Genomic DNA, 21,757 nt, shown 5'->3' on the forward strand with positions numbered 1-21,757 from the left:
CGTAGGGCGCATTTCTAAAGTCGCATCGTTGCTGGGCTCATGCGACGGACGTGGCTATCCGGTTATTTCGTTATCCCCAAGCACCTCATTTTATACTTCTTATTGTTATAAAAAGAATATTTGAAATAGATTAGGCTCTCTTTTTCATCCTTTACCTTTAGTATACGCTCTCCAACACAAGAAACCGTACTCATTTTTTCTATTCCTAATGCTAAGCTAAAATATAGTGACACACAATTATTCTCACTTATTCACAGACCCTATACCCCCTTTATTACTGTGGGACGGATTCGGTGATTATGTTGCCGTTTTATTCCAAGGGAGTTCTATTTCGCCGATTATCTTAGCATGATTAATTGCAGCAGTATTAAGAATTGCTCAAGGGGCAGATACATTCGTTGCACTAATTGCAGCAGGATTGGTTATCCCATTGATGTTTGGAACAGATGTTGTTTTGGCTTTCATGGTAATAGCAACAGGAACTGGTAGTCTCATTGCATCGCATGTGAATGATACAGGGTTTTGGATCATTAAATAATCTTTTGGATTAACGATCAAAGAGACATTTTTAACGTGGACTATGTTAGAAACCGTTATTTCTGTAAGCGGTCTAGTATTTATACGAATGTTAAATACTTTTGTATGAGGTTTGAAGAAGGGGGAACTAGCCTTTAAAAGGCGAAATGGAAGTGATGATTTCATTTGCTGAAATGCCCGTATAAGTAATGGATAATAAACAATTTAACAACTAATTGTAGGGCGTTTTCATCCATAGTTACTTCCTTAAAAGCACTTATTATTAATAAACCTTTAATTCATCGTCATGGACACTCAAAAATTAGACAATAGTAGTTATTTTATTCAAAATATAAGGAGAGGGTAATAAAAGGAGGTATTTGATTTGCAAATCACGATAGGTGAAAATACATTAGAGCTGTTAATTGGGGATATTACTAAACAGGCAACAGATGCGATTGTTAATGCAGCTAATGGATCGTTGATGGGCGGTGGAGGCGTAGATGGAGCCATTCATAAAGCGGCAGGACAAGAATTGTTGCAAGCTTGCAGAAGACTTCGAAAAGAGCAGTTAAATGAGGAGCCTTTAGGCACTGGAGAAGCTGTTATTACTCCTGGATTTAAATTACCTGCTAGTTATGTGATCCATACAGTAGGTCCTATTTGGAATACACATAATCCAATCCAAGACATTCAGTTGGCAGATTGCTATCAAAATTCCTTCAAGCTTGCTAAAGAGTATAAGCTAACTAGCATTTCATTCCCTTCTATTTCTACTGGTGTATATCGTTTTCCCATTGAGCGGGCAGCGAAGATAGCAATGAGAACAATCACCAATTACTTACAGACAGTGGATTTCGGTCAGGTAAGGATGGTGCTTTTTTCAGAAACTGATTTTACCGTATATAAGTCTGCCCTAAGAAATATCATTTGTTCTTCTAGTTAATTAAAACAAGGTAAACCAACATTCTCCAGCATCTTGCACTCGCATGAATGATGCTTACTGCTTGCTTATTGCTATTTTAGCTTTTGGCAAATTTCATAATGGCGGGCTCTATACTAGTTTCAACCCGCCATTTATAATTATGCATAAGAAAAGTTACTATTGGCATGATATAGGAATAAGCGGAAAGAAAGCAGAAAGAAATGGAGCGTTTAGTTATGACCAAGCAACCTGTTAAAACATGGAGTATTATTAGTCTTGCCTCAATACCACTTGTAATGACATTAGGAAATTCTATGCTAATTCCTGTACTACCTGTTTTTGAAAAACAAGTAGGAATCACTACCTTTCAATCAAGTATGATCATTACGAGCTATTCCCTTGCCGCCATTTTTCTCATTCCAGTGGCAGGTTATTTATCCGATCGCTATAGTAGAAAAATTGTCATTTTAACCAGCTTAGTATTAGCGTTTATTGGTGGATTAATTGCAGGGTTCGCCTCATGGAAGCTTTCAGATCCATTTACTTGGATTATTATCGGTCGAGTACTGCAAGGTATAGGCGCAGCAGGAGCTTTCCCAATTATTTTGCCTTTAGTTGGAGATCTGTTTAAAGGGGATGATGAAAAAGCTAGTGCTTGCCTTGGGATCGTTGAGACCTCCAACACCTTTGGAAAAGTGTTAAGTCCTATTTTAGGTGCACTGTTTGCGTCTTTTTTATGGTATATCCCCTTTTTTTCCATCTCTTTGTTCAGTCTTATATCGATTGTGCTCATTTATCTATTTATTAAAGTTCCAAAACAAAAAGAAGAGGTGCAGCCATTTCAGAAATTTCTTCAGAAAACGAAAAGCACTTTCAAAACAGAGGGTAAATGGTTATATACGGTGTTTTTCATTGGTATTCATTTAATGCTAATTTTATTTGGGGTACTATTCTTTCTATCGGATGTTTTTGAAAAACAACATCAGTTATATGGCGTGACCAAAGGTTTTGTACTAGCGATCCCATTATTTGGCCTTTGCCTTGCTTCTTTCATTACTGGGCGTAAAATAAAAGGTGATTTAGCAACGATGAAACGAGTGTTATTATTTAGCTTGCCTATTACTGCGGCAAGTGTTGTATTTGTTGGCTTTTCAAGTGGTAATTTATACATTTTGCTTATCGTTACGTCTATTTTGGGAATTGCAATTGGTGCCGCCTTACCTACGCTTGACGCAATGATTACACAAGGAATTGATAAAGAAGAACGTGGAACTATTACTGCCTTTTATAGCTCCTCGCGTTTTATCGGTGTGGCTCTAGGACCACCTGTTATATCGATGGCTATGCGCCAATATATACATGTCAGTTATATTACGATGGGGATCATCGGATTGTTGTTGTTTTTTTTAGTATGGCATTTTATTCATGCAGACGAACATATAGCAGCAGAAAGCGGATAAGGGGTGGGAAAAAAAGCTGCTTACTTTCTTGAATTCACATCTACATTATCATTCAAAGTCAAGTATTCATGTTACCGTCATCTTTTGCATGTTTACCTTACGTTAATCTGCAGGCGGGGGATCAAATACATTTGCATCTCTGACAACTGCTCCAGCTTTATTCAGAGTTTGCACTTTTATATCCTCCGCTTCACCCAAACCTGAAGGAAGCGAAACGAATCAAACATAAGTTCGCATATTTAATAAGTAATTACCTTTTCGACATATCCTTTCCAAGTTACTTGCACGTCGTTCATATTTTCATCTGTCATCACACCAGCATAAAAAGCAAAATCAGGATATTGCGCCATTGTCCAAGCAAACCCGCTTTGTGGTCGTATGGATGGCAGATCCATTTGACCACTTATATAATGTTTTTTCATAAAGATTATTAATGTATGTTTTATTTCAGCTTCCTTAAAGAAGATTATCGTTTTTTCTTTATCCAAATCTTTATAAAATACATCGGCATTTTCTGGAATAATGTTATTTTTGCCTTCCAGCATAACTTGATTTATCTCAAAAATGTGATCGTTCAATTGATCTATTTCTTCACGTAGTTGCTTGTTTTCTTTTCTTAAATTTAAGTGTTTTAAATAGATGTCATTATACTTTTTTCTAATTCTTTGTTCAGAGTATCTTCTGTTTGATCTGTGTCAGGTTTGAAAAAATGGTTTACTGCCAACACAAACCGATGATTGCCATCACGAGTAAAAATCGTTTCCCCTTTGTCATATTTTCCTCCGCTAAATTAGTATAGCTTTCGTTTAGCATCATTACATGAAATGACTAATCCAAATATACTCTTCTTCTATACATAATAAACACCATTGAGAGCATAATAACTACCATAATAAATACGCTTCAAAAGGAGTATTCTGGATGACGGTAAGAGAAGGTTTAGAGCAAACAGAAAGAGCCTCACTAAAATTAATAGAAGTCAATCAAATGATTACAGATGCCCTGTTGCATGCTTTTTTATTCACATGGCAGTGGTGGTTAGGAGTTATTTTATTTATCGTTCCTTGGGCACTATGGATTCTATTTAGAAAAAAAAGCAGCACTGGGCGTTTATTAGGATGTGCCTTCCTAACCATTGCACTATCCTTACTTATCGATCTTATATCCTTGTCTTATGGTTTATGGTCCTATCCGATGAAATTTTCACCCATATCTCCAATCCTTTTTCTTCCTTATCACTTGGCACTAGCCCCTGTCGCTATTATGTTTGTCCTCCAAATCAAGCCTAGGGCAAATCCGCTTTTAAAAGGAAGCATCTTTGCAGCGATTGCTGCGTTCGGTGGGATGAATGTTTTTAATGCCCTTGATTTTTATAATCCAAAAGATTGGTCAACATTTTATGACTTTTTTATCTTCTTGTTCTTGTTTTTTAGTTCCTATTGGTTATTTCATATGCATGGATATGAAAAAATTGTTGCAGAGGAAAAGGTTGATTAATCTTGTCCTGTCATTGAGAGAGATGCCATACTGTTGTAGATAGTATCACACAAAACCCCTGTTCGAACAAAGGCTCGGGGCGCCCGTTTAGCAACGTAGCGAATGGAACGAATCAACTAAAGATAAAGGAATCATGCCACTAAAAACAGGGGTATGCCGACGCCTGAGCGGCAAGCCCGTTTTTAGTCGGCCTTCCCCTTAGCGACGAACCGATGAGGCCTTATCGTAGGGCGCATTTCTAAAGTCACATCGTTGCTGAGCTCATGCGCCGAGCGTGACTATTCGGTTATTTCGTTATCCACAAGCACCTCATTTTATAGTTACCTATACAACAAAAAAAGGGAAGGCTATACAAAAACCTTTCCTTTTTGCATGTAACATAAATAAGAAGCTAGAGAACAACAAGTGTAAAACAGCATTTAGAAAGTGTGATGGTTCATTTTCACCTAACTTTTTGACCTTCCCTCTTCACTTCAAGTCGACGTCGATGAAGAATGGGTTCTGTATAGCCATTAGGCTGCTCTTTTCCTTTGAACACTAGGTCGCAAGCAGCTTGGAAAGCAATGGAAGCCTGAAAGTCTACAGACATTGGTTGATAATTTGCATCTCCTTCGTTTTGCTTATCGACCATTTGCGCCATTCGTTTTAATGCATCCATCATTTGTTCTTCACTGCAGATGCCATGATAGAGCCAATTGGCTAACATTTGGCTGGAAATTCGTAAGGTTGCCCTATCTTCCATTAAGCCAATATGATTTATGTCTGGAACTTTGGAACAACCTATACCTTGATCCACCCAACGCACGACATAGCCGAGCAATGTTTGACAGCTATTATCTAATTCATTTTGAATATCTTCGTTTGACCAATTTGTTTCCTTTGCAAGTGGTACTTGTAGCATAGCTGCTTTATAGCTTTGTTTATCTTTTGTGAGTTGTTGCTGCACTTCTTCTACGTCCACTTCATGATAGTGTAAAGCATGTAATGTAGCTGCAGTTGGAGATGGTACCCAAGCTGTATTTCCTCCTGCTTGTAGATGACTGATTTTTTGCTTCAGCATATCCGCCATTAAATCGGGCATTGCCCACATCCCTTTACCTATTTGTGCTTTTCCTTGTAATCCTGCTGCCAGACCTACTTGAACGTTATTTTTTTCGTATGCATCTAGCCAAGTGGATGCTTTCATCTCACCTTTACGAATCATTGGCCCTGCTTCCATAGACGTATGAATTTCATCACCTGTTCGGTCTAGGAATCCTGTGTTTATAAATACAATTCGTTCTTTAACTTGATAAATACAGTTTTTCAAATTTAGTGAAGTTCGCCGTTCTTCATCCATAACCCCAATTTTAAGTGTATATCGTTTTAAATCAAGCATATCTTCAATTCGATTAAACAACTCATTTGCAAAGGCAACCTCTTTTGAACCGTGCATTTTTGGCTTCACGATATAAATAGAACCTTTTTGAGAATTTTGATAGCGCCCATTTCCTAATAAATCGTGTTTAGCCATTAGCGAAGTGAACACACCATCCATGATCCCCTCTGGAATTTCTTCCCCATGGAGATTAAGGATAACATTTGTCGTCATTAAATGTCCGACATTCCGTATGAACATAAGCACACGGCCCGGGAGTTTAAACGTTTCTCCATGCGGGTTCTTATACGCACGATCGTCATGTAAGGTTCGCTTTATTTCTTTCCCATCCTTTTTAAAAGAAGTAGATAAATTCCCTTTATTTAATCCTAGCCAATTCCGATAAACAAGGGTTTTATCTTCTGCATCTACCGCAGCAACCGAATCTTCACAATCCATAATGGTTGTTGTCGCCGCTTCGAGTACAATATCTTTTATTCCTGCAGCATCTGTTTTACCAATCGGATGAGAGCGGTCGACTTGAATTTCTACATGTAAGCCGTTATGCACAAGTAAGATAGCACTTGGAGCTTCAGGATTCCCTTGGTAGCCTGCAAATTGAACCGCTTCCTTTAGTTCTGTCGTTTCTCCGTGCTTTAATTCAATACCTAATCTATCATTGTCCACATAATAACGAACCGCATCTTCATGGGCTCCCGTTTGCAATGAAAAATGCTGATTAAGAAATTTTTTCCCAAAAGCAATTACTTGCAGACCGCGTATCGGATTATAAGTTGTACCTTTTTCTGCACCGTCCTCTTCACGTATCACATCCGAACCGTAAAGCGCGTCATACAGAGAGCCCCATCTGGCATTCGCAGCATTCAGTGCGTAACGAGCATTATCAATAGGAACAACAAGTTGCGGTCCTGCTTGCATTGTTATTGTATCGTCTACATTTTTTGTAGAAATAGTAAAATCATCGACTTCTGGCTCTAAATAGCTAATCTCCTGTAAAAATGATGTATATGCTAAAGTGTCATGCAACTCATGTGATCTATACCATTCATCTATTTTTTGTTGCAATTCTTCCCGTTCCAACAGTAGAGCTTTGTTTTTAGGCACTAAATCAGCAACAAGCTGATCTAAATCTTGCCAAAATTTTTCCTGATCCAACCCTGTACCTGGTAAAGCTTCGTTGTTTACAAAATCATAAAGCTGCTTTGCAATCTGTAAGTTTCCTTTGGTTACATAACTTGTCAACGCCATTCCCCTCTTTCTCATCGTTTATTTCATTGTAATTGGAGAAGACAAAAAATTGAAATATCTGTTTTGCATATACGTTATTCCTTTTAGCTATCGAATTTAGTATAATAATGAAAAATGGGAATTTATTTAATGGAAGGATGGGTAGTTTGGACGTTCGTCAGGTTGAATATTTTGTTGCTGTCGCCAATAAGCGAAACTTTACAAAAGCAGCTTCTATGCTTCACATATCACAGCCCTCTTTAAGTAAAGCGATTAAAAACTTGGAAACACAGCTCGGAGTAACTTTGTTTTACCGTGGGGGAAAACAAATTGAGTTGACTGATGCCGGGGAAGCATTTCTAAGTAATGCCAAACCATTTATGGAGGCATATGATAATTTAACTACGGAACTTTATGATGTGGTGCAATTAAAAAAAGGGCAAATAAAAATTGGCATTCCCCCGATTATTGGTGCCACCTTCTTTTCTAAATTAATTAGCAAGTACAAGGCTGCACACCCTTCTTTTCATATTGAATTAAACGAAGTGGGGAGTAATTTAATTCAATATGGGGTGAAAGAAGGAGAACTCGATGTAGGACTTATCTGTAATCTTCCCGTTGAAAAACATCATTTTTCAACGATTAACCTTTTAAAAGATCCTTTAATGGTTGTTGTTCAAACCGAACATCCACTAGGAGCTAAAAAATTCGTTGAACTATCTGATCTAAAGAATGAAAAATTCGTTTTATATCAGGAAGATTTTTCCTTGCATGATCGGATTGTCGAAGCTTGCAGGAATTACGGATTTGAACCAAACACGGTATGTAAAAGTTCACAACGAGACTTTATGATTGAAATGGTCGAAGCGAAATTAGGCATTGCTTTATTACCAAGTAAAATTTGTCAACAGCTCCTCCATCATGACGTTACTACCATTCCATTCAAGCACCCTATCATTCACCTTGAATTGGCTCTCATATGGAAGAGAAATAAATATTTGCCATACGCCGTGCGGGAATTTATATCTATCGCGAAAGAATTTACCAGTTAAAGAACTCAAAACAAGAGACAGAGCCTCCATAAACTGCCTCTTGTTTTGGGTCTTTGTCATCACCAGAATAGCAAAAAATAATTGTTTCAGAGTAATCATAACAACGAAACGTCGGTAATATTTCTCCTGCTATTTTTCTCTACCCTGTACAAAGGTAAACCTCCATACTTTTGTGAAATTATTCCCCTTATTGTTCATCTTGACTAAAAACTTGACGTACTTCTATTACTAAATAGCTGATTTCTGCTTGTCCACGAGAATAACCTACTTTGTAGTGTCATAGCTTAGCTGTAGTGATGCTTTTTAAGGAGGATAAAAAATGAATGCACAAACGCCGGCATTTATGAGTGCTTTTGATCCCTACGTTTACCAAACATTACAATCGATAACCGGATCGATGCTTATTGTACAAACCACCCAAGGGACCGTTACAGGCAGTCTTAAAACCGTTATGCCAGACCATATTGTGATTGAATCAGGTGGTTCTTCTTTCTACATTCGTACGCAACAAATTGTTTGGGTCATTCCTAAAAGCTAAAAAGGAGGCTTACCATGTTTAAGCGTGAAAACCGCATGTTAATTGAATTGCCTATACCTGAACACGGGGATCCCAATGCAGCAGCGGCAGTTCAAGAGTTATTAGGTGGGAAATTTGGTGAAATGTCAACATTAAATAACTATCTGTTTCAATCCTTTAATTTCCGACAAAAGGATAAACTCAAACCATTTTACGACCTGGTTGCTAGTATAACGGCTGAGGAATTCGGACACGTTGAACTTGTTTCAAACACCATTAATCTACTCTCAAAACGAAACACCTTTTATACAGGAGACCCAGATGTGACTCCATTACGAACAGGAAAAGATAGTCGAAATACTTATCAGTTCATTGCTACTGCACAAACAGCACTTGCAGGTGATTCCATGGGTCGCGCCTGGACAGGAGATAATGTCTTCAGCAGTGGCAACCTCGTGCTTGATCTATTGCACAATTTCTTTCTTGAAATTGGCGCTCGTACACATAAAATGCGTGTATATGAAATGACGGAGCATGAAACAGCAAGAGAAATGATTGGATATTTATTAGTTCGCGGTGGTACTCATATCTTAGCTTATGCCAAAGCTCTAGAAATCGCTACAGGTGCTGAAGTGAAGAAACTAATTCCAATCCCTGATCTCTCCAACACCAAATTCGATCATGCCCGAAAATTTGAGGAGCAAGGCTTAGCAAATGTATTATACACATGGAATGACGTCGGAGATTATGTAGACATTCGGCAAATTTGGAAAGGGGAAAATCCAGAAAATGGGAAACAACTGATCGTGAAGGAAGGAGCACCAAAGGGAGCACCAATTCCAAATCTTGATGATCTTCCAGAAGAATTTGCACCGGGAATTGATCGGGATGACTATCAAAAAATCGCTAAACGATTGCTGGAAAATATGTAGACTTCCTACTCCTGAAGTGGGAGTCTTACAGCTCCTTATATACGGGATAAACTAGTTAGCCAAAGAAAATTGTCAACTGTGCAATAGTGTGCAGGAAAAATGCAAATGTAGACAGTTTCTTTCTCTTTTAAACTTTTTCAAATATCGCACATAGAAGGAGAGTAGCAATGGATAGCTCATAGATATTCTATGATCCATTAAACACTCTAAATGAATACAAGGTTCCACTTGACTTTTTTTAATCCGCCTTGTATTCTAATATTCAATCTTATAAAATTCAAAAATTATTTTCTTATCCAGAGAGGTGAAGGGACTGGCCCGTTGAAGCCTCGGCAACAGACTGCTTGCAGTACTGTGCCAATTCCAGAAGCTTAATGCTTGAAGATAAGAAGAATTGGTCCTTTATATTTAACTTAGGAAACCTCTTCTTATTTCAAGGAGAGGTTTTTTGCTTGCTCTCCTTGAAAATATTTTTCTAGGAGATGATGATCATATGATAAAAAGAACACTTGAAACAAGGCTAGTGCAATTAGGAAATCACAGCGATCCTAACACTGGTGCTATCAATCCTCCCATCTATTTATCAACTGCATTTAAACATGACGGGATTGGACGTTCAACCGGATATGATTATAGCCGTACCAAAAACCCTACCCGAACACTGTTAGAAGCAGGTATTGCGAATTTGGAGTCTGGTGAACAAGGTTACGCTTGCAGTTCAGGTATGGCAGCTATCCAATTGGTGCTGTCCCTTTTCCAGTCTGGTGATGAATTGATCGTTTCTGAAGATATATACGGAGGAACGTATCGTTTGCTGCAGCACTATGCAAATGCCTATCAGTTCCATATAATCTATGATTCTTTTACTAATTTGAAAGATATGGAAAAACGGATATCTGATAAAACAAAGGCTTTATTTATTGAAACGCCTACGAATCCACTCATGCAAGAAATTGACATCAAATCGTTAGCCAGTTTAACCACAAAACATAACCTATTACTTATCGTTGATAATACATTTCTCACCCCTTGTTTGCAGCGACCTATAGAACTTGGCGCAAACATTGTTATTCATAGTGCAACCAAATATATTGGTGGACATAATGACGTATTGGCGGGACTTGTGATTGCAACAGGTGTGGAAGTATGTGAAAAACTTGCTGCTTTACACAATGCATCCGGAGCAGTGCTTTCTCCTTTTGATTGTTGGTTGTTAATTAGAGGGCTAAAAACACTTTCACTCCGAATAGCAAAGCATCAGGAAAACGCACAAAAAATAGCAAGATTTTTAGAGGGACAACCTGCAGTTAAAGAGGTGATCTATCCAGGCAAAGGTGGGATGCTGTCTTTTCGTTTGCATGATTCTAGCTGGGTTGATCCTTTTTTGCAACAATTACAATTAATTACCTTTGCAGAAAGCTTAGGAGGTGTGGAAAGCTTTATCACGTATCCAGCTACACAAACCCATGCCGACATTCCTATTAAAGAACGGAAAAAGCGTGGAATTGATAACTGTTTATTACGTTTTTCTGTAGGGATTGAGCAAGCAGAAGATTTAAAGCATGATTTAAATCAAGCGCTGAAACAATTCGAAACAGGAACTTAAAATTTTTTTAGTAAATAGGTTGACATTTCATTCCTCTCGGTGTAAAGTATTATTTAAATTTTAGAAATGATCAAATATATTTGACAACAAATATCTCGTTTCAACAACAGTTTGGCAGAAACGTGCCATTGATTGAACACAGGAGCTATCATGAATAGCTTTTGAACAAACATAATATGACTATCTTATCCAGAGAGGTGGAGGGACTGGCCCATTGAAACCTCAGCAACAGGCATAATTGCACTGTGCTAATTCCAGAGCGTAACGCTTGAAGATAAGAAGAGATACCATAAATAAGGTAATTCACCCTCTTCTAATTCAAGAAGAGGGTTTTATTATGGGGTTTCCCCAAATCACTAAAAGGAGGAATTTTAAATGAAACGTAATTTACAACAGAGGTTAGAGGAAGGTCCCGTTATTGTTGGAGAAGGCTATTTATTTGAACTGGAACGAAGGGGATATTTACAGGCAGGCTCTTTTGTACCGGAAGTAGCTTTAGATAATCCGCAAGCCCTTAAGCAAGCATACCGTGATTTTATGAATGCCGGATCTGATGTTGTTCTGGCTTTTACGTATAATGGGAATCGAGAAAAAATGCGCATCATTGGCAAAGAGGAATTATTAGAGCCATTAAATCGAAGCGCGATTCGTCTTGCAAAGGAAGTCGCCAAGGAACATCCAGTAGAAGAAGCTCTCGTTGCTGGAAATATTTCCAACACTAATATTTTTGACCCCGATGATCCGTCATCTAAAGATCAAGTAAGAAGTATTTTTGCAGAAATGGTGCAATGGTGTAAAGAAGAAGGAGTCGATTTTGTTAACGGGGAAACCTTTTATTACTATGAAGAAGCATTGATCGCCTTAGAGGAAATTACGAAACAAGAGCTTCCAGCTGTAATAACATTTGGTCTTATGGGAGAAAACATTTTACGGGATGGATATACCGTGGAAGAGGCTTGTCAATTGCTTTCCGAAAAAGGAGCACTTGTGGTTGGCATGAACTGCTTCCGAGGTCCAGAAACGATGCAGCCATATCTTGCTAAAATAAGAAAGTCTGTCAATGGATATGTCGGCGCTTTACCAATTCCATATCGCACAACAGAGGAGCATCCAACATTTTTCAACTTACCTGATGGGGCTTGCAGCTGTCATTTACCAACAGAAACAACTTTTCCAACTGCGCTAGACCCACTTTATCACAATCGCTATGAATTGGCAGCATGGGCTAAGGAAGCAAAAGATATTGGCATCCATTACATTGGACTTTGCTGTGGCGCTTCTCCTGCAATGCTACGAGCAGTAGCTGAAGCTGTCGGTGTCGAAACGATTAATTCCAAATATTCCCCAAATATGGAGAAACATTTCTTGTTTGGATCAGATAAAACATTAAAAAAACATAATGTGGATTATCGTTTGAAAGCTTAAAACAACAACAAAGAAAATTTTCTTTTAAAGGAGAATTAGTGTGACAAATCAATTATGGCATACCATTGCAGCGATTAAAAACAAGCAATGGATTGATTTAACCCATGCTTTTGGACCGGAATCACCACATTTCTCAGCATTTGAACCCGCCAAATTTGAAACATTATTTGATCATGATGACGGCTTTTTCGCGCAACGACTCACATTTCCCGGGCAATATGGAACACATTTGGATGCACCTGTTCATTTTGTCCGTGATACAAGGTGCTTAGATGAATTAGAGCTAAAAGAATTTGTCTTACCACTTGTCGTCATTGATAAATCAAAAGCCGCTGGTGAAAATCATGACTTCGCATTAACGGTTGAAGATGTGTTAGCATTTGAAACCATCTATGGAAAAATAAATCCTGGCAGTTTTGTGGCTTTACGTACAGATTGGAGTAAACGGTGGCCTGATCAGGAGGCATTTGATAATAAAGATGCTGACGGGCAAAGTCATACACCAGGCTGGTCACTAGAAGCTTTACAGTTTTTGTACGAGGAACGCGATATAAAAGCCGTTGGTCATGAAACGTTTGATACAGACACCGCTATTGATTATGCCAAAAATGGCTCAATCATAGCAGAGTATTACGTACTTAGCCAAGATAGCTACCAAATAGAATTACTTGCCAATTTAGATAAGGTGCCAGCAACAGGTGCAGTCATTTGTAATATCGTCCCAAAAGCAAAAAACGCTTCTGGATTTCCGGTTCGTTCGTTTGCTATTTTACCTTAATTTGTAAGAATGAAAGCATTGATAATGGTATGACTTCTGTGGAAGCAAACCACGCTTAACAAACATGGATAAAGATCGCATCCATATTTAAGAGTTTATGAGACTTTGATTATTTTAAAATAGTTCAATACAACAAGCAGCCCCTCCTCCTACCTGAGGTGTGAGAGGAGGGGGGGCCATACATTTTGGACAGCACTTTTCTCAACTCATAATTCTTAAAAGAAAAGCTTTGAAACAGAATAATTGAATACCCGATCAGGTTTTTAGATGAGAACTCCCCCCATAGCGTATATAGATGAAACGATTCGCGAAAGCAAAAGCTTTAAGCGGGAGCTGAAAAAAGAAGAAGCGTTTCAGACAGGAAAGCATTAACTCCTTTTCTAATATTTATTCTGAATAGCGCTTTGCTAGCTTACTTTTATGTAATTGAAATACTTCTTCCAAAGAAATGCCGTATTTATTGGCAATGACAATGACATTGCCTAGTACATCTCCAAGTTCTTCGGTTAACGCTTGTTTATTTTCTTCAAAAGTACTTTCTGCTTCATCTGGTCTGTCTCTCCCTATTTCAAGAGCTCTTATCGCTCTAGCTACTTCACCTGTTTCTTCAGCTAAAAAGCCGATGCGAACGAAAATATCTAAATCCGCCCATCCTCTGTTCTTATAATATTGCTTTACCCACTGCTGAAATTCAGTTACATCCATTCTTACCCACCTTCTTGTCTAGCTATAAGTTTTAATAACCTTCAAAATTTATTTTACTGAACTAGCTCCAAGAGAAAACAGGCTAATCTACTTTTCGTTTAAACACAATTTGATTGAAGTTCACACTAATCCTACCACTAGGGCCCTCTCCAACTTGAGGAATAATATTTACTAATTCCCAGCCTTGCTTACCATACTCATTTAATTTGTCCTCGAGTTCTTCTCGATCGGCAGAGGTAATCCCTAATGTCCAAGTTTCTACTGCATATTCCCATGTTTGCATAAACAACACTCCTTTTATTTGCGTTCAAGCGTCCATATCAAAGAAAGACATCTTCTTTTGCCTATAGCACCTAAATTGATTATCGTCAGCCTAAATATGTCATTCCTTAAAATAGTAGATTGCCTTATAGAAAACAACAAGTGGTTATTAAAATTTGTAGACCCATGCCAAAATTTAAGGTTCCTTCACAAATAGTTGATTTTCATGCTTCATCAATATTGCGATCGAGCCAAATCCCTAGGTGCGTTTATCCATCAAGTCCATTCTTCCTACCAAGCAAGTCCGATTTTCTTTCAGCTTATTTTACTTGTTAAAGGCTTCCATGGCTTGTCTCAGCTTCTCAGGTATCATCACAACTTCTGTACTAAGATCTACGGGCCTAAAATTAGGATCTATGCATTCATGCCAATATTGCAAGTGTTTTCTGTCTACCCAGTGTTCGGATTCTTCTACATCTTGTCCACCTTCCCCTTGTACAGAGTACCAATATAGATACTCATTTCCATTAAGTGTTTCTCTAAAAATGGTTTCAACGTACATTTTTTCATCTGCTAAAGTAATTAGGACATCCTTCATATGCTCATTTAGAAATGCTAACCACTCATCTACAACCTTGGATTTTCCTTCTTTCACTTTAAATCTTGTTAGCTCTACTTGTATCACTTGCAAACCTCCATCTTATAATATCATCTATGTAAATTGATCGTAGCATAAACTACTAATTTAATGAATAGCAAGTTTTACATCTGATAATTTCGGTTAATTTTGCTCATGGTTCCCAACGTCTAGACTAACTAATTGCTGGTCAATCAAGCAATTTTTAATCAACAAGCAGGTAAATGGGGTAGGTTGGCGAAATAATTAGTGATGAACGATCTTTTTGCCAAAGGAGAATCAATATGAACATCTATAATACTGTTCCATATTTTCTAAACAATTATTTACCTAAAGAGCCGTTTTTAATGCAGTACTATAGTACGTTTCCTGCACAATTTAAGGAATACATTTTATACCATTGTAAACATCAAGAACAAAAAAGAAAGGTCGCTTTTCAAAAACAAAATTCTTTAAATAGAACTATTGCTTGGCTAAGCCTCCCTATTCTTTGCTTGCACATATAATATTTTAAGTAGTTTAATAGGCAAATAACCAAGCACTCCTCCAATTGTATTTAACAACATATCATCAACATCAAAGCTTCCAAATTTAAAAATTAATTGCAGCAGTTCAAACATAAAACTTAAGCATAGCGTTGCGAGCATCACTTTGGTTATCTTTTGAAATCTTTTCGATATCAATGGGAGGAGTAAACCATACGGAACAAATCCAATCACATTACCTACTATATTTTGAACACGTATAGTGAAATTAATATTTTCTGCTAAAAACAAATAATATAAGATCGTTTTAAAAGGGATAAAATTATGTTCATTCCAAAAAGGTCCTTCATAACTAAATGTAAAATGACTGATAATTTCAGAAAGAGGGAGATGCTTAAACAAGATCAGCTTGGAAAGAACCAGCAAATAAAAGCACATCCCTACAATTAACCCTGTTTTTATTATTTTTCTCATACTTTCTTCTCACTTTCTCTTTATAAATGTTCTATTGTGGAGGGGATAGATGATATTTCATTTTTAATACGATGTAAAAATGAAAAACATAAAAAACCTATACTGCTGCCAATTGTGTTTAAAATAATATCATCTATATCAAACTGGCCAACTTGTAAAATCAGCTGTAATAGTTCAATGGACAAGCTAGCTATCGCTGCAAACACAAGCACTTTCGAGAATACTTTATATTTTTTAAATAATAGCGGCAGAAATAATCCTAATGGCAAAAACAGCAGCACGTTCCCAATGGTGTTATGAAGAATAACGGATAAATTATAGGAGTCGGACTCCAGTATATATTGCACCGTTGTCTTAAAAGGGATAAAATTGGCATTTAGATGAATATATGCGAGATCAAATATCCCCCTGTCATTTTCTGGAAAAGTCACATAATTATTCAAAAAACCAACCTGCTCAGTGGTGAACGTTAAATGAATCATTCTCTCCAAGAGCAACTTAAACAATAAAATAAAAGCGTAAAAACCGAAAAGAATACTTGTCGCTATTTTAAACACCTTATGAAAGGTGGATAAAGACGTTTGTAAACCAGTTGCTATTTGATCTTGCGCACCAAAACTATTCAACGCCTTATTCACAGCCGCTTCGTTCGAAAGCCCTCCTTCTTTATATTCTTGTATCAACAAATTTAGATGATCTTCTATTTCATCGATGATGTCCTTTTTTTCTTCTTTACCACAATGTAACTGACTTACAATCTTATGAATGTAAGCTTCGACTTTTGGCTCCAACTCAATCCCTCCGAACATACTTTGATTAAATGGCTGATTTGATTCCATTCTTGCAGTTTTTTATCTAACTTGTTCTTCCCTTCCTGCGTAATTTGATAATATTTCCGTCTGCCTCCATTTTCAGAGTTTCCCCAGTAGGATTGAAGCCAGCCTTTCTTTTCTAATCGCTTTAAAGCAGGATACAACGTTCCCTCACTCATGCTATAAAGCTCATTACTATTTTTCTTTAACGCCTTGACCATCTCATAACCGTACATATTACGATGACGTAAGAGCGATAAAAGTAAAATATCAATGCTCCCTTTCATGATCTCTTTATCCATACTAACACCTCTTTTCATATAAGATTCAAATACAATGTACCACATAGTACATCGCATTACAAGGTATTAGTGAAATATTATTTGCATCATGTGTTTTTTTAGGAATAATAGAAGCTAATGGCGAAAAACAGAATGACAGAAAAACGCTAGACTATACTAACGAAAATAAATCGCCAATTGTATATACGCAAGTTTTAGCGTAGTCAAAATAGGTAGACTCCTGCGGGGAACAGCGCGAGCTGAAGATCCCACAGGAAAGCGGTTTTTGCTTTCCGAGGAAGCTGAAGAAACCTGCGGAAAGCGAAGTATTTTGACATAGCGGTGATAAAAATTTTTTAATGCAAATAAGCCGAACAATTATAAATGGATTGTTCGGCTTTTGCTATATAGTATTTACTTATGTCCCAGCCTTTTTTCAAAGCTTTCTTCATATAAAAGGATTCGTTTCCTCTGATCTTAAGCCCGGATGCCAAGCAAGCATTCTGTCAAAAGCAGCATTTGCAATAGTATCATCCGTACATAAATTATCTATATCAAGATAAAAGCTTACATCAGGCAGTAGTCGATCTACTTCACTTTTTAATAACCTGCTATACCCAATTAACCTTCTTGTTTCAATAATTTTCTTGTCTTCAGTAGGTCTCTTTGTTTCCGATGCATCGAAAAGTGCCGACAACCCTTGTTCCATTCTCTTTAAAATGAGAGGATTGTCATCTTTAGATTGGACGACTTTCACCTTTACATATAGATTACTGTTGACCCCTAAAGCTTTACTCCACAATTCTAACCATTTATCATGTTTAATATAATATCTTCCTTGAAAATAACTTTTCAGAGTTGGAAGCAACACATGAATATTAGGATGGTACCTCTCATCCTGTTTAAATATGTCCAGCATACGAAAATAACCTAACGTAGCTTGTTTTACACTTTTATACTTAAACAATCGATTAAATCCGATTAACAAATTATCTAAAGCTTGGTTAATATATTCTTCCGCCACATTTTCTAAACCTAAATCTAATAATAGCCAATTAACTGGTTGCTTTTCATTAACTTTAGTAATGATATAATGATTAATATATGCTAGTTCTAATGATCTTTTCCAAGAAGAAGGCATGCTTAAACCTCCCTTTCATTCCTTAACTTCCATCACTGAACAAAGATGTAATCGAGCTCATCATGATTGATATTTGTTTGCATTCTTAAAAAATGTTCATTTACCACATAAGGTTCAATTGATCCATTAGAAAAACTTGGCTTGTCGCCAAGTCTTATGGCGAAAGCCTTTTGTTTTTCTTATACTATAAACCAAAAAATCTTATACTTTCCTATAGTGGAACAAAGGCTCGGGGCGCCCGTTTAGCAACGTAGCGAATGGAACGAATCAACTAAAATAAAGGAATCATGCCACTAAAAACAGGGGTATGCCGACGCCTGAGCGGCAAGCCCGTTTTTAGTCGGCCTTCCCCTTAGCGACGAACCGATGATGCCTTATCGTAGGGCGCATTTCTAAAGTCGCATCGTTGCTGAACTCATGCGCCGGACGTGATTATTCGGTTATTTCGTTATCCCAAGCACCTCATTTTATCGTTTCCTATACAGATTATATAGAAACATCTTCCCTAGAATCTTATTAGCTTTAGGGAAGATGTTTCCTCTTTCATCTATTTATAAAGTGATACTTTATTACGTGCAAGTTCCCTTTATCTCCTACTAAGCGTTCCGTATAACAAGGGTATGGACTAAATTCGCATTAAACGATTAAGCATTTAGATGCTGTTATCTCCCATTTAGACTTGTTTGTATTCACTTCTAACTTTTGAAATAAGGGTTTTACAGCACCTTACATGCGAAATAACTTTCATTAAGTAGCTGCATGTTGAATTAATTTAATTTCACCAAGCTGTAATTTTTCTTCCCTTTACGAATAATAATAAACCTTCCATCAAATGAGTTTTCCGCTGTTACATCAACGTTAACATCATTTACTCGTTCGCCATTCATGGAAATAGCCCCGTTGTTAATATCTTCTCTTGCCTGACGTTTAGATGGCTCAATACCTAAATCAACTAACCATTCCACGATATTTTTGGTTTCTTTTTTAGCGTGAAAAGTAGGCATCTCTTTAAATCCTTGTTCAATTTCATCTGCTGTTAGTGATTTAATATCCCCACTAAATAGTGCTTTCGTAATTTTTAACGCTTGATTCAAAGCATTCTCGCCATGAACAAATTTAGTCATTTCTTTTGCCAGCACTTTTTGTGCTTCACGTTTGTGAGGTTCTGTTTTCACTTTAACCTCTAATTGATCAATCTCATCTTTAGTTAAGAACGTAAAGAATTTTAGGTATTTTATAACATCTTTATCATCTGTATTAACCCAAAACTGGTAAAATTCATATGGTGTCGTTTTTTCTGCATCTAACCAAATTGCCCCACCAGCAGTTTTACCAAATTTTGTACCATCTGCTTTTAATAATAGTGGAATGGTTAATCCAAATACTTTCGCTTGCTGTCCTTCTTTTTTACGTATTAAGTCTAAACCGCTTGTAATATTTCCCCACTGATCGCTACCACCAATTTGTAATTGTACATTTTCTTCTCTGAATAAATGAAGAAAGTCCATAGATTGTAAAATTTGGTAAGAGAACTCAGTGAATGATATACCACTATCTAATCGGCTAGCTACAATATCTTTTGCCAACATAGTATTAACACTAAAATTTTTACCGTAGTCACGTAAGAAGTCTAAAATACTTAAGTTATGTGTCCATTCGTAGTTGTTAACTATTTTAACTTCACTATTGTCATCGAAGAATAACTTCTTCATTTGCGCTGTTAACTTATCAACATTATTCTGTACTTGCTCCAGTGTTTGTAATTGACGTTCCGTTTGCCGTCCACTTGGATCACCGATTGTACCCGTTGCTCCTCCAATTAAAATAATGGGCTGATGACCATGTAATTGAAAACGTTTCATCATGATAAACGGAATTAAGTGGCCAATATGCATACTGTCACCCGTAGGGTCAACACCGCAGTACAAGGAGATTTTTTTCTCTTCGATTAATTCGCGTAATCCTTCGGCATCTGTTTGTTGATTTATGGCACCTCGCCATTCTAACTCATCGATAAGATTCATGCTTTCCGACTCCTTTAGTTGTAGTTTATTATATAGGCTTGAAATAAATAAAAAACGCCCTATGTCTAATAAAGACATAGGGACGATTCTAACCGTGTTACCACCCAAATTGTATTAATAGCAAATTGTTTTATAAACTATTAATACCTCTCTCAGCAATCATATCGTTTGCTAATCCGCTTAGCATTACCTAAGATACTCCAGAGTGTAATTCACAAGTTTGTTTGTACTAGGTCGCATCACCCCTAGCTTTCTAAATGAACAGTGACAACCTCGCTACTAGGCTCCTTCAACGTATTTCTAATATAATATTAAGGATATTATAGTGAATAATAATTTATTTGTCAACAAACTTTACTTTTACATTCACTTTCCTCATAAATGTAAAGGTTATCATTCCGAAAAATAAGGATACTATCCATAAGTTTGATGAAAAAAACATCTAAAATTTTTAAAGAAAATGTTGATCGCCGGAAACGTGACACACAAAAGATTTTTTATTTTTTAAAAGCGCTCTGAGTGTCCAACTTTAAATTACTATTTCAAAAACCCCCACTAATTGAAAGTTCACTTTATAAGATCTTTAGAATACTCTATACAAATGGTTGCTCCATAAGCTTTAACTATTTCGCATCATGTATGTTACTTTTTCAATGCAGCACTACTTTATTTATAAACTTCCCCCGAAATAAAAAGTAGGCCTGTGCTGTAAGTTAAAAAAATGTTTATACATACACATATAGAAATAGCTTTGCAAATCTAATTTGGACATCATATAATAATTGATTTTGACTACAACCTAAGATTTGACTTAAAATTCGATAGTTTCGCTTTGTGTTGCTAACATTTTTCTATTTGGAAGTTTAAAACTTATCTTTATTAGCTTTTATTTTTCTTTATTCTTCTTCATCCGCTTGAAAAGAATATCATACATATTATTCCCATGATATAATGATCGCTTCGTACGAGAGATGGTTGCAGTGCTTGCGCCTGTTTCCACTTCAATTTGACAATATGTGTTGTCATTATAAAGCATTTTAGCTACTCTAAATCGTTGAAGCATCGCCTTGACTTCATTTACTGTACATAAATCATCAAAAAAAGAATAACAATCTTCTATTGTTTCAAGAGCTAAAAAAGCCTCAAAAAATTCATCCAATTCTTCTCCACGTATTTCATCTATAAGCATATTTTCTACCTCCGTTTATGTCTTTCACCTAAATCATTAACACATCAACGTATTAAAGAATAATTGTAAACAACTAATTACCACTTTTTTAACCTTTGGGGAAACGAAGCCCCCTATTTTTATAAGGCATGATAGAGTGAATTATGATAATTTTATCCTATTATGAGGTAACATTTAATTATAACACCATTTCTTTTTTTTGAATTTAGTTATACCAAAAAAATAATGGTAATATTTGGATTACTTAATAAAGTAAGCTTTCAGTTAGTAGGGATTTCCTTCACTTCCCATTTAATTTTTGATATCTACCTCAAGTTTCCTAAAGTGGGACTGACGGGAGATAATGACATTTGGGATACAAAAACAATTTCTTTCATGGTTAGCTTAATCTTTCATACAGCATAACGCGGATAAAGTGAATCTTCAATCAGTGGG

General features: G+C 36.7%; 20 protein-coding genes, 1 pseudogene, 2 riboswitches and 1 other annotated feature. Of the genes and pseudogenes, 10 read left to right on the forward strand and 11 right to left on the reverse strand.

Going from position 1 to position 21,757, the window contains the following annotated elements; genetic code table 11:
* Positions 1-283 precede the first annotated feature (283 nt).
* The 3 genes and pseudogenes from KBP50_RS17160 to KBP50_RS17170 form a co-directional block, all read left to right on the forward strand.
* Positions 284-646, forward strand: a pseudogene (locus KBP50_RS17160) (GntT/GntP/DsdX family permease); the annotation flags it as partial.
* Positions 647-901: 255 nt separating this feature from the next.
* The gene (locus tag KBP50_RS17165) at positions 902-1,462 is read left to right on the forward strand and encodes an O-acetyl-ADP-ribose deacetylase (RefSeq protein WP_050351646.1); all 561 of its coding nucleotides are present in this window, start codon (positions 902-904) and stop codon (positions 1,460-1,462) included.
* A gap of 215 nt (positions 1,463-1,677) precedes the next feature.
* Positions 1,678-2,901 (forward strand): MFS transporter, encoded by a 1,224-nt coding sequence (locus tag KBP50_RS17170; protein ID WP_050351647.1) that lies wholly within the window; start codon positions 1,678-1,680, stop codon positions 2,899-2,901.
* Positions 2,902-3,140: 239 nt separating this feature from the next.
* Here the strand turns inward: KBP50_RS17170 and KBP50_RS17175 are convergent, their stop codons facing one another.
* Positions 3,141-3,479, reverse strand: coding sequence for a hypothetical protein (locus tag KBP50_RS17175; protein WP_050351648.1), 339 nt, complete (start codon positions 3,477-3,479; stop codon positions 3,141-3,143).
* A gap of 343 nt (positions 3,480-3,822) precedes the next feature.
* On the opposite strand from KBP50_RS17175, the gene KBP50_RS17180 reads away from it, so the two are divergent.
* Entirely contained in the window at positions 3,823-4,398 is a 576-nt protein-coding gene (locus tag KBP50_RS17180) for a CBO0543 family protein (RefSeq protein WP_050351649.1), read from the forward strand.
* 442 nt (positions 4,399-4,840) lie between these two features.
* Here the strand turns inward: KBP50_RS17180 and KBP50_RS17185 are convergent, their stop codons facing one another.
* The gene (locus tag KBP50_RS17185) at positions 4,841-7,018 is read right to left on the reverse strand and encodes a malate synthase G (RefSeq protein WP_128743395.1); all 2,178 of its coding nucleotides are present in this window, start codon (positions 7,016-7,018) and stop codon (positions 4,841-4,843) included.
* A 152-nt stretch (positions 7,019-7,170) separates the two neighbouring features.
* On the opposite strand from KBP50_RS17185, the gene KBP50_RS17190 reads away from it, so the two are divergent.
* The 6 genes from KBP50_RS17190 (at position 7,171) to KBP50_RS17215 (ending at position 13,313) form a co-directional block, all read left to right on the forward strand.
* Positions 7,171-8,055, forward strand: coding sequence for a LysR family transcriptional regulator (locus KBP50_RS17190; protein ID WP_050351651.1), 885 nt, complete (start codon positions 7,171-7,173; stop codon positions 8,053-8,055).
* Positions 8,056-8,374: 319 nt separating this feature from the next.
* Entirely contained in the window at positions 8,375-8,593 is a 219-nt protein-coding gene (locus KBP50_RS17195; protein WP_050351652.1) for a YuzF family protein, read from the forward strand.
* A 14-nt stretch (positions 8,594-8,607) separates the two neighbouring features.
* Entirely contained in the window at positions 8,608-9,504 is an 897-nt protein-coding gene (locus KBP50_RS17200) for a manganese catalase family protein (protein ID WP_050351653.1), read from the forward strand.
* 289 nt (positions 9,505-9,793) lie between these two features.
* Positions 9,794-9,895: riboswitch (SAM riboswitch) on the forward strand.
* A 102-nt stretch (positions 9,896-9,997) separates the two neighbouring features.
* Complete coding sequence (locus KBP50_RS17205) at positions 9,998-11,110, forward strand: methionine biosynthesis PLP-dependent protein (protein ID WP_050353453.1); 1,113 nt, start codon at positions 9,998-10,000, stop codon at positions 11,108-11,110.
* Between the two features lie 182 nt (positions 11,111-11,292).
* Positions 11,293-11,391, forward strand: a riboswitch (SAM riboswitch).
* Positions 11,392-11,485: 94 nt separating this feature from the next.
* A complete protein-coding gene (locus KBP50_RS17210; protein ID WP_050351654.1) occupies positions 11,486-12,535 on the forward strand; it encodes a homocysteine S-methyltransferase family protein in 1,050 nt (349 codons plus the stop codon).
* Positions 12,536-12,575: 40 nt separating this feature from the next.
* Positions 12,576-13,313 (forward strand): cyclase family protein, encoded by a 738-nt coding sequence (locus tag KBP50_RS17215; RefSeq protein WP_050351655.1) that lies wholly within the window; start codon positions 12,576-12,578, stop codon positions 13,311-13,313.
* A gap of 387 nt (positions 13,314-13,700) precedes the next feature.
* Here KBP50_RS17215 and KBP50_RS17220 read toward each other — a convergent pair whose 3' ends face one another.
* The 9 genes from KBP50_RS17220 to KBP50_RS17260 form a co-directional block, all read right to left on the reverse strand.
* Positions 13,701-14,018 carry a MazG nucleotide pyrophosphohydrolase domain-containing protein gene (locus KBP50_RS17220; protein WP_050351656.1) on the reverse strand — a complete coding sequence of 106 codons (318 nt, stop codon included), beginning with the start codon at positions 14,016-14,018 and terminating at the stop codon, positions 13,701-13,703.
* Positions 14,019-14,100: 82 nt separating this feature from the next.
* Positions 14,101-14,301: a DUF4177 domain-containing protein gene (locus KBP50_RS17225; protein ID WP_050351657.1), complete on the reverse strand. Its 201-nt coding sequence runs from the start codon at positions 14,299-14,301 to the stop codon at positions 14,101-14,103.
* A 303-nt stretch (positions 14,302-14,604) separates the two neighbouring features.
* A complete protein-coding gene (locus KBP50_RS17230) occupies positions 14,605-14,961 on the reverse strand; it encodes a DUF6176 family protein (RefSeq protein WP_050353454.1) in 357 nt (118 codons plus the stop codon).
* A 428-nt stretch (positions 14,962-15,389) separates the two neighbouring features.
* A complete protein-coding gene (locus KBP50_RS17235; protein ID WP_050351658.1) occupies positions 15,390-15,875 on the reverse strand; it encodes a VanZ family protein in 486 nt (161 codons plus the stop codon).
* Positions 15,876-15,895: 20 nt separating this feature from the next.
* Positions 15,896-16,714, reverse strand: a complete 819-nt coding sequence (locus tag KBP50_RS17240; RefSeq protein ID WP_236691401.1) for a VanZ family protein — start codon at positions 16,712-16,714, stop codon at positions 15,896-15,898.
* Positions 16,627-16,989, reverse strand: coding sequence for a PadR family transcriptional regulator (locus KBP50_RS17245; RefSeq protein ID WP_050351660.1), 363 nt, complete (start codon positions 16,987-16,989; stop codon positions 16,627-16,629). Before KBP50_RS17245 ends, KBP50_RS17240 begins: the two co-directional genes overlap by 88 nt.
* Before the next feature lie 427 nt (positions 16,990-17,416).
* The gene (locus KBP50_RS17250) at positions 17,417-18,109 is read right to left on the reverse strand and encodes a protein rep (protein ID WP_050351661.1); all 693 of its coding nucleotides are present in this window, start codon (positions 18,107-18,109) and stop codon (positions 17,417-17,419) included.
* 767 nt (positions 18,110-18,876) lie between these two features.
* Positions 18,877-20,133 (reverse strand): tyrosine--tRNA ligase, encoded by a 1,257-nt coding sequence (gene tyrS, locus KBP50_RS17255; RefSeq protein WP_050351662.1) that lies wholly within the window; start codon positions 20,131-20,133, stop codon positions 18,877-18,879.
* Between the two features lie 75 nt (positions 20,134-20,208).
* Positions 20,209-20,435, reverse strand: a binding site (T-box leader).
* Positions 20,436-21,019: 584 nt separating this feature from the next.
* Positions 21,020-21,322: a YerC/YecD family TrpR-related protein gene (locus KBP50_RS17260; RefSeq protein ID WP_050351663.1), complete on the reverse strand. Its 303-nt coding sequence runs from the start codon at positions 21,320-21,322 to the stop codon at positions 21,020-21,022.
* Between the last annotated feature and the right edge of the window lie 435 nt (positions 21,323-21,757).

Source organism: Virgibacillus pantothenticus (genome assembly GCF_018075365.1).
Lineage (GTDB): Bacteria > Bacillota > Bacilli > Bacillales > Amphibacillaceae > Virgibacillus > Virgibacillus pantothenticus.